Origin of the sequence: Streptomyces sp. NPDC006458, from assembly GCF_040612135.1 — a bacterium.
Classification (GTDB): domain Bacteria; phylum Actinomycetota; class Actinomycetes; order Streptomycetales; family Streptomycetaceae; genus Streptomyces.
The window spans coordinates 303,480-317,091 of record NZ_JBEXPR010000006.1; the positions used below are offsets into that span (position 1 = coordinate 303,480).

12 protein-coding genes and 2 pseudogenes are annotated in these 13,612 nt (G+C 72.8%); 9 read left to right on the plus strand and 5 right to left on the minus strand.

Annotated elements, in window-relative coordinates; all coding sequences use genetic code 11:
- Nucleotides 1-21: 21 nt before the first annotated feature.
- Complete coding sequence (locus ABZZ79_RS11135; RefSeq protein ID WP_356688628.1) at nucleotides 22-411, minus strand: SRPBCC domain-containing protein; 390 nt, start codon at nucleotides 409-411, stop codon at nucleotides 22-24.
- Nucleotides 412-553: 142 nt separating this feature from the next.
- Here ABZZ79_RS11135 and ABZZ79_RS11140 point away from each other — a divergent pair, with 142 nt between their 5' ends.
- From ABZZ79_RS11140 to ABZZ79_RS11155, 4 genes and pseudogenes are all read left to right on the plus strand, one after another.
- Nucleotides 554-2,257, plus strand: coding sequence for a hypothetical protein (locus tag ABZZ79_RS11140; RefSeq protein WP_356688629.1), 1,704 nt, complete (start codon nucleotides 554-556; stop codon nucleotides 2,255-2,257).
- 80 nt (nucleotides 2,258-2,337) lie between these two features.
- Nucleotides 2,338-2,828 (plus strand): annotated as a pseudogene (locus tag ABZZ79_RS11145) (hypothetical protein); the annotation flags it as partial.
- Between the two features lie 254 nt (nucleotides 2,829-3,082).
- Nucleotides 3,083-4,444, plus strand: coding sequence for a diacylglycerol kinase family protein (locus ABZZ79_RS11150; protein ID WP_356688630.1), 1,362 nt, complete (start codon nucleotides 3,083-3,085; stop codon nucleotides 4,442-4,444).
- A complete protein-coding gene (locus tag ABZZ79_RS11155; RefSeq protein ID WP_356688631.1) occupies nucleotides 4,444-5,019 on the plus strand; it encodes a phosphatase PAP2 family protein in 576 nt (191 codons plus the stop codon). Before ABZZ79_RS11150 ends, ABZZ79_RS11155 begins: the two co-directional genes overlap by 1 nt.
- A gap of 96 nt (nucleotides 5,020-5,115) precedes the next feature.
- Here the strand turns inward: ABZZ79_RS11155 and ABZZ79_RS11160 are convergent, their stop codons facing one another.
- Both ABZZ79_RS11160 and ABZZ79_RS11165 read right to left on the minus strand, forming a co-directional pair.
- Entirely contained in the window at nucleotides 5,116-5,988 is an 873-nt protein-coding gene (locus ABZZ79_RS11160) for a trypsin-like serine protease (protein WP_356688632.1), read from the minus strand.
- Nucleotides 5,989-6,243: 255 nt separating this feature from the next.
- A complete protein-coding gene (locus ABZZ79_RS11165) occupies nucleotides 6,244-7,347 on the minus strand; it encodes a CapA family protein (RefSeq protein ID WP_356688633.1) in 1,104 nt (367 codons plus the stop codon).
- A gap of 182 nt (nucleotides 7,348-7,529) precedes the next feature.
- On the opposite strand from ABZZ79_RS11165, the gene ABZZ79_RS11170 reads away from it, so the two are divergent.
- The 3 genes from ABZZ79_RS11170 (at nucleotide 7,530) to proC (ending at nucleotide 11,209) form a co-directional block, all read left to right on the plus strand.
- Complete coding sequence (locus tag ABZZ79_RS11170) at nucleotides 7,530-8,975, plus strand: glyceraldehyde-3-phosphate dehydrogenase (RefSeq protein WP_356688634.1); 1,446 nt, start codon at nucleotides 7,530-7,532, stop codon at nucleotides 8,973-8,975.
- Nucleotides 8,976-9,211: 236 nt separating this feature from the next.
- A complete protein-coding gene (locus ABZZ79_RS11175; protein WP_356688635.1) occupies nucleotides 9,212-10,102 on the plus strand; it encodes an NAD(P)-dependent oxidoreductase in 891 nt (296 codons plus the stop codon).
- A gap of 279 nt (nucleotides 10,103-10,381) precedes the next feature.
- Entirely contained in the window at nucleotides 10,382-11,209 is an 828-nt protein-coding gene (gene proC, locus ABZZ79_RS11180) for a pyrroline-5-carboxylate reductase (protein WP_356688636.1), read from the plus strand.
- 188 nt (nucleotides 11,210-11,397) lie between these two features.
- Here proC and ABZZ79_RS11185 read toward each other — a convergent pair whose 3' ends face one another.
- Entirely contained in the window at nucleotides 11,398-11,865 is a 468-nt protein-coding gene (locus tag ABZZ79_RS11185; RefSeq protein ID WP_356688637.1) for a helix-turn-helix domain-containing protein, read from the minus strand.
- A gap of 94 nt (nucleotides 11,866-11,959) precedes the next feature.
- On the opposite strand from ABZZ79_RS11185, the gene ABZZ79_RS11190 reads away from it, so the two are divergent.
- The gene (locus tag ABZZ79_RS11190) at nucleotides 11,960-12,460 is read left to right on the plus strand and encodes a PaaI family thioesterase (protein WP_356688638.1); all 501 of its coding nucleotides are present in this window, start codon (nucleotides 11,960-11,962) and stop codon (nucleotides 12,458-12,460) included.
- A gap of 65 nt (nucleotides 12,461-12,525) precedes the next feature.
- Here ABZZ79_RS11190 and ABZZ79_RS11195 read toward each other — a convergent pair whose 3' ends face one another.
- Entirely contained in the window at nucleotides 12,526-13,107 is a 582-nt protein-coding gene (locus ABZZ79_RS11195; RefSeq protein ID WP_356688639.1) for a WHG domain-containing protein, read from the minus strand.
- A 135-nt stretch (nucleotides 13,108-13,242) separates the two neighbouring features.
- Between ABZZ79_RS11195 and ABZZ79_RS11200 the strand changes: the two are divergent.
- Nucleotides 13,243-13,443 (plus strand): annotated as a pseudogene (locus ABZZ79_RS11200) (cellulose binding domain-containing protein); the annotation flags it as partial.
- Nucleotides 13,444-13,612: the final 169 nt, after the last annotated feature.

Sequence of the window (13,612 nt, forward strand, 5' to 3'; positions counted from 1 at the left end):
CCGGAATCCACCGCCCCGGGCTCAGCCCAGTACGGCGGCGATCTCGTCCAGGACCCGCCTCCAGTGCGCGCGCCGCGCCTCGCGCTCCTCGGCGCTGCGCAGGTGCTCCTCGTGGAACCGCAGGACGGCCTTCGTGCCGTCGCCCGCGGGGGAGACCGTCAGCTGCACGGTCGATGTGCCGTGCGTGAGGCGGATGCGCTCACCGGGGCGGTGGCCGCGCACCTCGCCCCGTATGCCGTCGGCCGTCCGGTACACGGCCCCGCGCTCCGGCCTCAGGTCCGCCCCGGCGCCGAGCCAGAGGGCGAGCCCCTCGGGTCCGCTGACGAGGTCCCACACCGCGGCGGGCGGATGGGGCAGGGTGCGCGAGACGCCGATCTCCCAGCCGGCGTCCTTGGTGAGTCCCGTGGGCATGACCTGTCCTTCCCGAGGCCTGTCACCGCGTAACCAGTATAAGTGGTTACGCAGGCGCGGGCCAGGTCGGTCGCGGCTAGGCTGCGCCGCACGACCGCGGCCCATCGGTGGCCCCGGGCGGCCGAACAGCCAGGGAAGACACATGGATTACTACGACCTCGGCAGCCACACCCGCCCCGTGACGACCTCTTCACCCACCGCCCAGATGTGGTTCGACCGCGGGCTGGTGTGGACGTACGCCTTCCATCACGAGGAGGCCGTCACCTGCTTCGAGGCGGCCGTGGCGGCCGACCCCGACTGCGCCATGGCCCACTGGGGCATCGCCTACGCCCTCGGCCCCAACTACAACAAACCGTGGGAGTTCTTCGACGAGCGGGACCTGACGCGGACCGTCGAGCGCACCCACGCGGCCGTCGAGCGCGCCCACGAGCTGGCGGACCGCGCGACCCCCGTCGAGCGCGCCCTGATCGAGGCCCTGCGCGCCCGCTATCCGCAGGACCGGCCCGTCGAGGACTGCTCGGTGTGGAACGCGCCCTACGCCGAGCGCATGGTCGCCGTCCTCGCGCTCGCCCCCGGCGACCTGGACGTGGCGACCCTGTGCGCCGACGCGCTGATGAACCTGACGCCCTGGCAGCTGTGGGACATGCGTACGGGCGAGCCCGCGCAGGGCGCCCGGACACTGGAGGCCAAGGACGTCCTCGACCGCGCGCTCGCCACCGAGTCGGGCGCGGCCCACCCTGGCCTGCTGCACCTCTACATCCACCTGATGGAGATGTCCCCGACCCCGGAGGCGGCCCTGCCCGTGGCCGACCGGCTGCGCGGCCTGGTCCCCGCCGCGGGCCACCTCCAGCACATGCCCTCGCACCTGGAGGTCCTGTGCGGCGACTACCGCAGCGTGGTCACCGACAACACCATGGCCATCGCCGCCGACCAGGAGGTCCTCGCCCGAAACGGCGCGATGAACTTCTACACCCTGTACCGCTCGCACAACTACCACTTCAAGATCTACGGCGCCATGTTCCTCGGCCAGTCCCAGGTCGCCCTGGACACCGCCGCGCAGCTGGAGGCCAGCATCCCGGAGGACCTGCTGCGGGTGGAGAGCCCGCCCATGGCCGACTGGCTGGAGGCCTTCCTCGCCATGCGGGTCCATGTGCTGATCCGCTTCGGCCGCTGGGCGGAGATCCTCGGGCTGCCCCTCCCCGCCGACCCCGTGCTGTACTGCGTGACCACGGCGATGCTGCACTACGCCCGCGGTGTCGCGCTCTCGGCCACCGGCCGGCTCCCCGAGGCCGAGGCGGAGCGGGAGCTGCTGCGCGCGGCCGTCGGGCGGGTGCCCGAGACCCGGATGCTGTTCAACAACACCTGCGCCGACATCCTCGCCATCGCGTCCGCCATGTTCGACGGCGAACTCGCCTACCGCAAGGGCGACTTCGACACCGCGTTCGCGGCCCTGGAGCGGTCCGTCGAACTGGACGACACCCTGCCCTACGACGAGCCCTGGGGCTGGATGCAGCCCACCCGGCACGCGCTCGGCGCCCTGCTGCTGGAACAGGGGCAGGTCGAACGGGCGGAGGCCGTCTACCGCGCCGACCTGGGGCTGGACGACACGCTTCCGCGGGCCTGCCAGCACCCCGGGAACGTCTGGGCGCTGCACGGCTTCCATGAGTGTCTCGTCCGGCTCGGCAAGCTCGGCGAGGCGGGCATCGTCGCCCAGCAGCTGAAGATCGCCACCGCCCTGGCGGACGTACCCGTCGAGGCGTCCTGCTTCTGCCGGATGGACGCCGGAGCCGTCAATTGCGGCGAGTCCGGCGGGTGTTGCGGCGAGCCGCACGATCGTAAAAAGTGAACATTTCTCACGTTCAATGTCTTCCCATTGCAGCTGCCCGCCAGTACGACCTTGGGTGACACCTGCATCGGGGAGGCGTGATGAAGCGCACGAGACCCAGGATCAGATGGACGGCCGCCGCCCTCGTCGCGGCGGCCGCCACCGTGCCGGCGGGGCTGACCGCGCCCACCGCCGGCGCCGCTCCCGCCGGGGCGACGGCCGCAGCGACCCCGCTCCCGCCCGAACTGGAGCGCGTCCGCGCCGCCGAGGCCACCGCCCCGAACTGGAGCGCATTCGCGCCGCCGAGGCCACCGCCCTGTACGGCGACCCGGCCGAGCGCCCGCCCGGACAGCGCAAGACCTCGCTGATCTCGCTCGGCGACAGCGAGATCAGCGGGGAGGGCACGGGCACCTACGAACCGGGCACCAACGGCCCGGACAACTGGTGCCACCGCTCGCCCGACGCGGCCGTCCACCGCACCGGCATCCCCGCCGACGTCACCTGCAACGTCTCCTGCTCGGGCGCCCACACCGGCAACATCCGCATCGGCGGCGGCAAGCAGTACGCCGACGAACTCGTCCAGAGCGACAATGCCTGACCCTGGCCACGGCCAGGGACGCGCTGCGGCTGCAGACCTGCGACGGTTCGCCCCGACAGCGCTTCGCGTGACTCCGCCCGACCCGTCGCCCGCACGGCAGGAGGCCGTCCCCGCGTCAGGGGGCGGCCTTTCGTGCCTGACGGCCCGCGAAGGGCCATCATGAATCATGAGATCGTCGCGCTCGCGGTCGGATTGACGCTCCGACGGCGGGGCAGACGACGACGATCGGACGGAGGGCAGGAAAAGGGATGGCTACTGCGGTGGGACCCGGCTCCGGCTCGGGTGGCAGCGGGGCGGGCGACGGCCGGGCCCGCACCTGGGCACGGCTCGCCGTGCTGTGTGCGCTGGGCGCGTTCGCCTCCATCGCCGCGGCGGCCGGCTCCGGCGGTGTCCTTCTGCTCGTCATCGGGCTGCTCGGGTCCGCCCTCACCGGCGCCGGTGTGTGGTGGGCCCTCGCCCATCGCCGGGCCGCGCGGCTGCTGGGCGTGCTGGTTGCCGTCATCACGCCGATCGGTGTGCTGGTGCTGTTCGCCGCGACGGGAGTGTGGATCCTGGCCGTCGCGGTGATCGTCCTGTGGGCGGCCGCGCTGGGCTCCGCCCGCGCCTGTCTGCGCCGGCTGCGGCAGCCGTACGGCATGCACGCCCGCGGCACACCGCCGCCCCGCCGCCCGGTGCTGATCATGAACCCGCGGTCCGGCGGCGGCAAGGTCGAGCGCTTCGGGCTCGTCGAGCGCGCGGAGGCGCTCGGCGCCCGCGTGGTGCTGCTCGAACCCGACGGACCCGATGTCGAGACCCTGGCCCGGCGGGCGGTCGCCGAGGGCGCCGATCTCATCGGCGCGGCAGGCGGGGACGGCACCCTGGCCATCGTCGCCGCGGTGGCCGTCGAGCACCGGCTGCCCTTCCTCGTCGTCTCCGCGGGCACCCGCAACCACTTCGCCATGGACCTCGGCCTCGACCGCACCGACCCCTCGACCTGTCTCGACGCCCTCACCGAAGGCGTCGAGCTGCGCGTCGACCTCGGCGAGGTCGAGGGGCGCCCCTTCGTCAACACGGTGTCCTTCGGGGCGTACGCGCACATCGTGCAGAACCCCGACTACCGGGACGCCAAGACGGCCACCGCCCTCGAACACCTCCCGGACCTCCTCCAGGGCAGCGAGGGCGCCCATCTGGAGGCCGACGCCGGGGGCACCGAGCTGTCCGGCCCGCAGGCGCTGCTGATCAGCAACAACCCCTACGCGCGCGCCGACCCGTTCGGCGGTGGCCGCCGACCCCGGCTCGACCGCGGCAGCCTCGGCGTGATCGCCGTACGCGTGGAGGGCGCGGCCGGGGCCGCCGAGGTCGCGCTGCTCGGCGAACGGGCCGGGGGCATCACGGTGCTGTCCGCGACCCGCGTGGTCGTGCGGGCCGACACCGACACCATCCCGGTGGCCGTGGACGGAGAGGCCCTCACCATGTCCGTGCCGGTCGTGTGCACCGTACGGCCCAAGGCGCTGTGCGTGCGGGTGCCGCGGCACCGGCCGGGGGCCACCTATGTGACACCGCCGGTGGACTGGCGGCGCATCGTCCACCTGGCACTGACCGTTCGCACAGCACCACAGGGAGCCGCTTGATGTCCGACCGTCCGGCCAACGACCACCTGCCCCACCGTCGACTGGCACGCGATCTCGGTGCCCTCGACCAGGCGCTGTACGAGGCGGTGACCGTCACCGAGACACCGGCGCTGGACATCGCCCTGCGCCGGCTGTCCGCCACCGCGGACCACTCGAAGATCTCGTTCGCCGTCGCGGGGCTGCTCGCGCTGGTGCCCGGACGGCCCCGCCGCGCGGCGCTGCTGGGCATGGCCGCCGTCGGCGTCGCCTCGGCGAGCGCCAACCTGGTCGGCAAGAAGCTGGTACGGCGGCGCCGTCCGCACCGGGCCGAGGACTCGCCGTTCCCCGGGCGGCACGTGCCCATGCCGGACTCGGCGTCCTTCCCCTCCGGACACACGGCCTCCGCCGTCGCGTTCGCCGCCGCCGTCGGCCCCGCCCTGCCGGTCTCGACCATCCCGCTCGGGCTGATCGCCGTCGCCGTCGGCTACTCCCGGGTGCACACCGGCGTCCACTATCCGGGAGACGTGATCGCCGGAGCGCTCCTGGGCACGGGCGCGGCGGCGGTGGTCCTGACGGCGGCACGGACGAAGCTCTGACGCGGGTGCCCCGGTTCCGGGTCGAGGACCGCGGGACGCGCGAGCCGTGGGCGGGTCCGTACCGCCGCGCCCACGGCTCGGTGCCCGCGGTGCGGGCTACGGCAGTCGCACGTACGGCGCCAGGAAGGCGCGGGCGTCCGGGGTGTCCAGGCGGTACACCACGTTCGTGGCGTAGCAGGGGCCGTCGCCGGTGATGGTGGTGGCCGCGAGGACCCGCTTGCCGTCCAGCGTCGCGAAGTTGGGACCGCCGGAGTCGCCGTAGCAGGCGCCGCCGTTGCCCTGCGGGGCGGTCATCGCCAGACGCACCCAGGCGTTGTTGAGGGCGTTGAAGGACAGGGGCGCCTTCAGACGGACGCCGCCGCCCGGGTGGGTGTGGCCTCCGGGGCCGCGCTGGGCCTCCTGGGTGCCGTACCCGGCGACGACCCAGTCGGTGGAGTCGAGCCCCCGCGGGCCGAGCTCGCCGAGCCGGTCGGCGGTGGGCAGCGTGGCCGGGGTGAACGACCAGCGGGCGGCGACCTTCGCGGCGGGCAGCTCGACCACGGAGATGTCGTGTCCGTCGGCGGCCGGGCCGGGGTAGTCGGGGTGGGTGTGGGCGATGCCCTCGACGGCGACGGCGTTCGCCTGCGCGGCCGGGTCGCCCGGGTACTGCCGGGCGGCGGCGGTCAGGCCCGCCTGGACGTCCTGGTCCAGCGACACGTAGAACCGCACGTTGTCAGGCCAGTCGGTGGTGCAGTGCGCGGCGGTCAGGAACGTGTCCGCGTCGATCATCGTGCCGGAGCACACCCAGTCGACGCGGTCCGCGGTCCCCGGATCGGCGTCGTCATCCCAGGTGGCGACCAGCGCGCCGACCTCGGTGCGCTCGGGTGCCGGACTGGAGTTGTACGTGTTGATCGCCGACGAGTTCATCGCGGTCGCGATCACGGTTGCGCAGGCCGCCGCGGTGACGGCGGAAACGCGGAGGGCGTTCAAGAAGCACCCCTTCTGACGGTGGTGGGGACGGCTTCTCCGGTGGGAGAAGAAGCAAGTGACAGTGGTGGAACGGGTGTTCTCCTGTGGGAGGTCAGAGGAATTGAAACGCCTGGGAAGGGCCGCGACAAGGGGTGGATCACGCGTACCGGCGGCGTCGCGCAGGCACTTGCCTGCCTGATGGGAGCGCGTTGACCGGCGGCGGGAGGGCCGTTTGCGCCGCGATGGGGAGTTGCTCGACCCGGCGCCGCACGCGTCCTAGCCGGCCGGCCGGGCCACCGTCGCGTCCCCGGCCAGGTCGACCCGGATGCCGTAGGGCCGGCTGACGCGGTCCAGGGTGTCGCGCAGCCACCTGGCGTCCTGTTCGGGGGCCCGTTCCAGGCGCAGTCGGCGACTGCGCAGGGGGATCAGCCGCACCTGCCGCAAGCGGCCGTCGTCCGCGTCGAGTTCGGCGAGGTACAGCAGACGCAGGTCGTCACGATAGCGCTCCTGACCGCCGATGCCCTCGTAGTCGTTGACGAGGTCGCCGCAGCCGTGCAGGACGAGGCGGTCGCGGTAGAGCTCCAGGGGGCGCGGATGGTGCGAGGAGTGCCCATGGACGACATCGGCTCCGGCCTCGACCAGGGCATGGGCCAGGGCGCGGTCCGAACGAGCCGGCGAATAGCCCCAGTTGGAGCCCAGGTGCACCGACACCACGACCAGGTCCCCGGCCCCCTTGCGTTCCGTCACGGCCGTCAGGAGCCGGGAGAGCGTGGCGTCCCCGGCGAGATGGACTCCGCCGCGCCCGGCCGTCGCCGCCCAGTCGCGGGGGACCCCGCTGGACGCGGCCGCGAGACCGAACACGCTCAGCCGCACGTCCGGCCGGGGACGGAGGGCCACGGGCGCGCCCGCCTCCCTGAGGTCCGCGCCCGCGCCCACCGTCGCCAGCCCGGCGGCGGACAGCGCGGCCAGGGTGTCGGCGAGACCGCGGCGGCCGTAGTCGAGGACGTGGTTGTTGGCCAGTACGCACACGTCCGGTCGGGCCACGGCCAGGGCCGGGAGGTTGTCCGGGTGCATCCGGTAGTGCACGGCCTTGCCGGGGAGGAACCCGTCGTGCCTGGTCACGGCCGTTTCGAGGTTCAGGATCCGGGCATGTGGCGCCGCCGCGTCCAGCATCGCCGGCGCCTCGCCCCACGGGTAGCCGAACCCTCTGTCCCGGGGCACGGCCCCATGCGCGTCCTCCGCGAGGGCGACGTAGACCCGGGCGTCGTGGACGTACTGCTCGGGGATCGCCGGATCGAGCGGACACGGCAGGAGCTGGTCCACTCCCCGGCCCAGCATCACATCGCCGCAGAGGAACACCGAGACCGGCTCGCCGCCCATACCTCATGACACCCGGCGCGGCCCCGGTGCGCAAACGAGCGCGGAAGAGGGGTGGAGCAGGGGGCGCGAAAGGGGCTCACCCGGGCGAAAGGTCGCCGCATCCGGCCGCCGGACCACCCTGTGAGAGGCCCGATGCCGGTCGGGTTAGCATATGAGCGCCGTCTAGCTCGAAAGTGAAGACTGTGACTGTCAACGACGACTCGTTCACCAACTGGAAGAACCGCGAGGAGATCGCGGAGTCGATGATCCCGATCATCGGGAAGCTGCACCGCGAGCGGGATGTGACCGTCCTGCTGCACAGCCGCTCCTTGGTGAACAAGTCGGTGGTCAGCATCCTCAAGACCCACCGCTTCGCCCGCCAGATCGACGGCGAGGAACTCTCCGTCACTGAGACGATGCCGTTCCTCCAGACCCTCACCACGCTGGACCTCGGCCCCTCCCAGATCGACATCGGCATGCTGGCCGCGGAGTACAAGGCCGACGACCGCGGGCTGTCCGTCGCCGAGTTCACCGCCGAGGCCGTCGCGGGCGCCACCGGCGCCAACAAGATCGAGCGCGGCGACGGCCGTGACGTCGTGCTGTACGGCTTCGGCCGCATCGGCCGCCTCGTCGCCCGCCTGCTGATCGAGAAGGCCGGCTCCGGCAACGGCCTGCGCCTGCGCGCCATCGTCGTGCGCGGCGGCGGCGCCCAGGACCTCGTCAAGCGCGCCTCGCTGCTGCGCCGCGACTCGATCCACGGCCAGTTCCAGGGCACGATCACGGTGGACGAGGAGTCCAGCACGATCTTCGCCAACGGCAACGCGATCCGGGTGATCTACGCCAACAGCCCGAGCGAGGTCGACTACACGGCGTACGGCATCAAGGACGCCATCCTCATCGACAACACCGGCAAGTGGCGCGACCGCGAGGGACTCTCGCAGCACCTGCGCCCCGGCGTCGACAAGGTCGTCCTGACCGCCCCCGGCAAGGGCGACGTCCCGAACATCGTCCACGGCGTCAACCACGACACCATCAAGCCGGACGAGCGCATTCTGTCCTGCGCCTCCTGCACCACCAACGCGATCGTCCCGCCGCTGAAGGCCATGGACGACGAGTACGGCGTGCTGCGCGGCCACGTGGAGACCGTCCACTCGTTCACCAACGACCAGAACCTGCTGGACAACTACCACAAGGCCGACCGCCGAGGCCGTTCCGCGCCGCTCAACATGGTGATCACCGAGACCGGTGCCGCCTCGGCCGTGGCCAAGGCGCTGCCGGAGCTCAAGGCCCCGATCACCGGCAGCTCGATCCGCGTCCCCGTCCCGGACGTCTCGATCGCCATCCTGAGCCTGCGCCTGGGCCGCGAGACCACCCGCGACGAGGTCCTCGAGTACCTGCGCGACGTCTCGCTGCACTCGCCGCTGAAGCGCCAGATCGACTTCACCACCGCCCCCGACGCCGTCTCCATGGACTTCGTGGGCTCCCGCCACGCGTCGATCGTCGACGCGGGCGCCACCAAGGTCGACGGCGACAACGCCATCCTCTACCTCTGGTACGACAACGAGTTCGGCTACTCCTGCCAGGTCGTCCGTGTCGTCCAGCAGGTCTCCGGGGTCGAGTACCCGACCTTCCCGGCCGCTCAGGCCTGAGCGCGGCCGCGTGTCCCCGCCCGAACTGTGCGGCGGGCGGGGACACCGGCGCGGCGGCCCCTGGGAGCCTTGACGCCGCGGCCCTCCGGCGCTCCCAGCAGTCCTGGCGCGGCAGCTCGACCCCGGGTCCGACAACGGCCTCCCATCAGCGCGTTCGACGCCCGGGGGCGGTCCACGTCATAAAGGTCCCCGGAGCGGCTTGCTCCGCGCCCCAGGGACCAAGGAGGGTGGAGTTCATGACCGACGAACTCACCGTCGCCGTGCTCGGCACCGGCATCATGGGCGCCGCGATGGCCCGCAACCTCGCCCGCGCCGGGCACACCGTCCGCGCCTGGAACCGCGACCGCGCCAAGGCGGAGCCACTGGCGGCCGAGGGCGTGCGCGTGGCGGACACACCGGCCGAGACCGTCGAGGGCGCCGATGTCGTCCTCACGATGCTGTTCGACGGCCCCGTCACCCTGGACGTCATGCGGCAGGCCGCCAAGGGCCTGCGGGCCGGGGCGGCCTGGGTGCAGTCCACCACGGCCGGCCTGGACGGGACCGCCGACCTCGCCGCCTTCGCCGACGAGCACGCCCTCGTCTTCTACGACGCCCCCGTCCTCGGCACCCGCCAGCCCGCCGAGGCCGGACAGCTGCTGGTCCTCGCCGCCGGTCCGACGCAGGGCCGCAACCGCGTCACGCCCGTGTTCGAGGCCGTCGGCGCCCGTACGGTGTGGACCGGTGAGGACGGCGCCGAGGCCACCGCGACGCGGCTGAAGCTCGTCGCCAACAGCTGGGTGCTCGCCGCGACCAACGCCGCCGGAGAGGTGCTCGCCCTGTCCAAGGTGCTCGGCGTCGACCCGCAGAACTTCTTCGACCTGATCGCCGGAGGCGGCCTGGACATGGGCTATCTGCGCGTCAAGTCGGACCTCGTCCGCGAGGGCCGGCTCTCGCCCGCCCAGTTCGCCGTGTCGACCGCGGCCAAGGACGCCCGGTTGATCGTCGAGGCAGGACAGCGGCACGGCGTCCGCCTGGACGTGGCCGAGGCGAGCGCGGCACGCCTGGCCCGTGCGGCCGAGCAGGGACACGGCGACGAGGACATGGCGGCCGCATACTTCGCCAGCTTCGACGACGAGTCCGACGCCTGAGCCCGGCCCCCGGCCCCGGCCCGAGCCCCTGAAACACGGGGCGCGGGTGCCGCACCGGCCCGACCAGGGTGGCGATCGTCCAGGTGTGAAGGCTGTGGCTGCTTCCCTGCGACGGTTCCGTGCCACCGCCGGTGACGACCTGTGGACCGCGGGACACGAGCCGCCCGCCTCGGTGAAACCGGCGGGCGGCTTCGAAACCGGCGGACGGCTTCGTCCCGCCCGGCACCGGAGCGCACCGCTCGGCAGGCACGTCCGAGGGCCGCGGGTTACGGTGCAGCCATGATCTCGCTGTTCGGCGCCGGGGAGATGGGCGAGGCACTGCTCGCCGGTCTCGTACGGTCGGGCCATGCCACGGAGGAGATCCTCGTCGTGGAGCCGCGCGCGGAACGCGCCGAGGAACTGAAGTGGAAGTACGGCGTCACCGCGGTGGCGCCGCAGCGCGCCGCAGAGGCGGCCGACACGGTGCTGATCGTGGTACGGCCGCAGCACGTGGCGGACCTGCTCGACGACATCGCCCCGCACCTCGACCCCGGCTGCCTGATCGTCTCGGCCGCGGCCGGCATCCCGACCAGGTTCGTCGAGCGGCGGCTCGGCGGGGAGACACCCGTCATCCGGGTCATGCCGAACACCCCCGTGCTCGTCGAGTCGGGCATGTGCGTGATCTCCCCGGGCCGCCACGCCACCGAGGAGCATCTGCGCCGGGCCCAGCACCTGCTCAGCCCCGTCGGCAAGGTGATCCTTCTCGACGAGGAGTGCCAGGACGCCGCCACCGCCCTCTCGGGCAGCGCGCCCGCTTACTTCTTCTACGTCATCGAGAACATGATCAAGGCCGGGACCGAGCTCGGCGTCCCGGAGGAGGCCGCCCGGGACATGGTCCTCCAGGCAGCCGAGGGAGCCGTGGCGCTGATCCGCGGCACCGGCGAGGCGCCCGGCGCGCTCCGTGAGTCCGTGACGTCCCCCGGCGGCACGACCCAGGCGGCCGTGACCACCCTGGTCGACGAGGGTGTCGGCCGGGCCATCCGCGAGGCCGTCGACGCGGCGGCCCACCGCAGCCGCGAACTGGGCGAGCGCTACGCCGGGGAGTCCGGCGCCGCACCTGACGCCTGACCCGCCCGAGAGCCGACACCGCCCCGGGCCCCAGACGGAGCCCCGGCACCGACCCCGCCACCGAGCCAGACCCTGGAACCCTGCCGACGCCGGCACCGCGCCGAGCTCCGCCACTGCGCCGAGCCCTGATGCCGCGCCGAGTACTGGTGTCGCGTTGACCGTGATGTTGCGCCGAGCCCTGCTACTGCTCACGTCAGCCGCCGAGCCCCCGGCCCCGGCCGGGCCACGACGTCCCGCGGCGTCAGCGTGGTGTTCTCGGCGCAGCACTCCACGACGACCCGGACCGGAGCCCCGCAGTCCTTGTGCCGGATGTCCAGCACCGGCCCCTCGGGCTCACCGGCGTACGTCTCGCCCCACTGGCCCAGCGCCATCAGGACCGGCCAGAGATCCCAGCCCTTGCGCGTGAGCCGGTACTCGTTGCGCGCGCGGCAGCCCGGCTCCTGGTAGGGCACGGCCGAGAGGATCCCGGCGGCCGTGAGCTTGCGCAGCCGGTCGCTGAGCACCGCCTCGGACAGGCTCATATGACGGCGGAAGTCGTCGAACCGGCGCACCCCGTTGGCGGCGTCGCGCAGGATCTGCAACGTCCACTTCTCGCCCACCACTTCGAGCGTCCGCTGGACGGGGCAGTTCTCCGTGCTCGTCTCAAGCCACTGCATGGCGCCATCGTAGGCGCCTGACTTCGTCGTTGACAGTCAGCGCACGGCACGGCTAACTTCGATCTACGAAGTCAGCCGAGGAGGCAGCGCGCGCATGGGACGGATCCGTACGTACGAGTGGCAGGACCCCGGGATCACGGCCGCGGCCGTCGGGAAGGGGACGGGCCTGGACCTGCTCCGCGACATGGCGGCCGGACGGCTGCCGTCGCCGCCCATCACGGCCACGCTGGGCTTCACGCTCGACGAGGTCGACCACGGCTACGCGGTGTTCTCCCTGAAGCCCGGGGAGGAGCACTACAACCCGATCGGCAGCGTGCACGGCGGCGTCTTCGCCACCCTGCTCGACTCGGCGGCGGGCTGCGCCGTGCAGTCCGTGCTGGCGGAGGGCATGGGCTACACCTCGCTCGACCTGAGCGTGAAGTTCCTGCGCCGGGTGACCGTGGACACCGGCCCGGTGCGGGCCATCGGCCGGGTCGTCAACAGCACCCGTCAGACCGCGCTCGCCGAGGCCACCCTCGTGGACGAGAACGAGCGCCTGCTCGCCCACGCCACCAGCAGCTGCCTGCTGTTCCCCGTGCCGCCCGCCGAGGCGTGAAGTACCGCTGGAGAAAGGCGATCTGATCGGACATCAGGCCCGTCGGCCCTGGCCCCCGCGGTGGCTCAGCCCGTCGGCCCGGCGTCCGGCCAGTTCCGCAGCAGCGCGTCGAGGGCGTCGATGATCCGGGTCCAGGTCTCCTGGGTGTCGGGCGCGCTGTGGCTGAAGCCGCCGCCCATCTCCAGGGTGACGTAGCCGTGGAAGACGCTGCCCAGCAGCCGGACGGCATGGGTCTGGTCGGGTTCGGCCAGGTCGTAGCCGCGCAGGATCGCCCGGGTCAGCGAGGCGTGCCGTACCCCCGCGCCGGCCGCGGCCGCCTGCGGAGTCAGCCGGAACTGGGCCGCCGTGTAACGGCCTGGATGCTCGCGGGCGTAGTCGCGGTAGACGTCGGCGAGCGCCCGCAGGGCGTCCTTTCCGGCCCGGCCCGCGAGGGCGTCGACCGCGCGGTCCGCGAGTTCCTCCAGGGCGAGCAGGGCGATCCGGGTCTTGAGGTCCTGGGAGCTCTTGACGTGCGAGTACAGACTCGCCACCTTCACGTCGAAGCGCCGGGCGACCGCCGACACGGTGACCTGCTCGAAGCCGACCTCGTCGGCCAGTTCCGCCCCGGCCCGGGTCAGGCGCTCCGCGGTGAGTCCGGCGCGCGCCACGACGGTCTCCTTCCCTTTTCCTGAAGTGTCTGCGTACATGCCTGAAGCCTTTAGGCAGGTCACCGCTACCTTAAGGCAGCCCGCCCCGGCCCGGCCGAGCTCATCCCCGCACGCGTCTTGACGTGTACTTGGCTCGCCGACGGCCAGACGATCTCCACCATGTGGGGCGGGACCCCGGCCCGGACCGGAGGCTCGGTCCGAGTCACCCCCGCCTCCTGCACCTCCACCATCCCCGCCGGCGGCTCGGTCGCCCTCGGCTTCATCGGCACGAAGGGCACCTCGAACACCGCCCCGACCGCCTTCACGCTCAACGGCTCCGCCTGCACGACCGGTTGAGGTTCCGTGCCCGGCCGGCCGCGCTCAGGCCCGCCGGGCACGCTCCGCGACGCCGACCTGCTCCGGACGACAGCCTCTAGTGCCCCGACAGGCAACGTTCGCCCCGTCGCGACGCCCGGCACGCCCTCTCGCCGCACCGGGCACAGACCCAAGTACATCCAGTACGAGG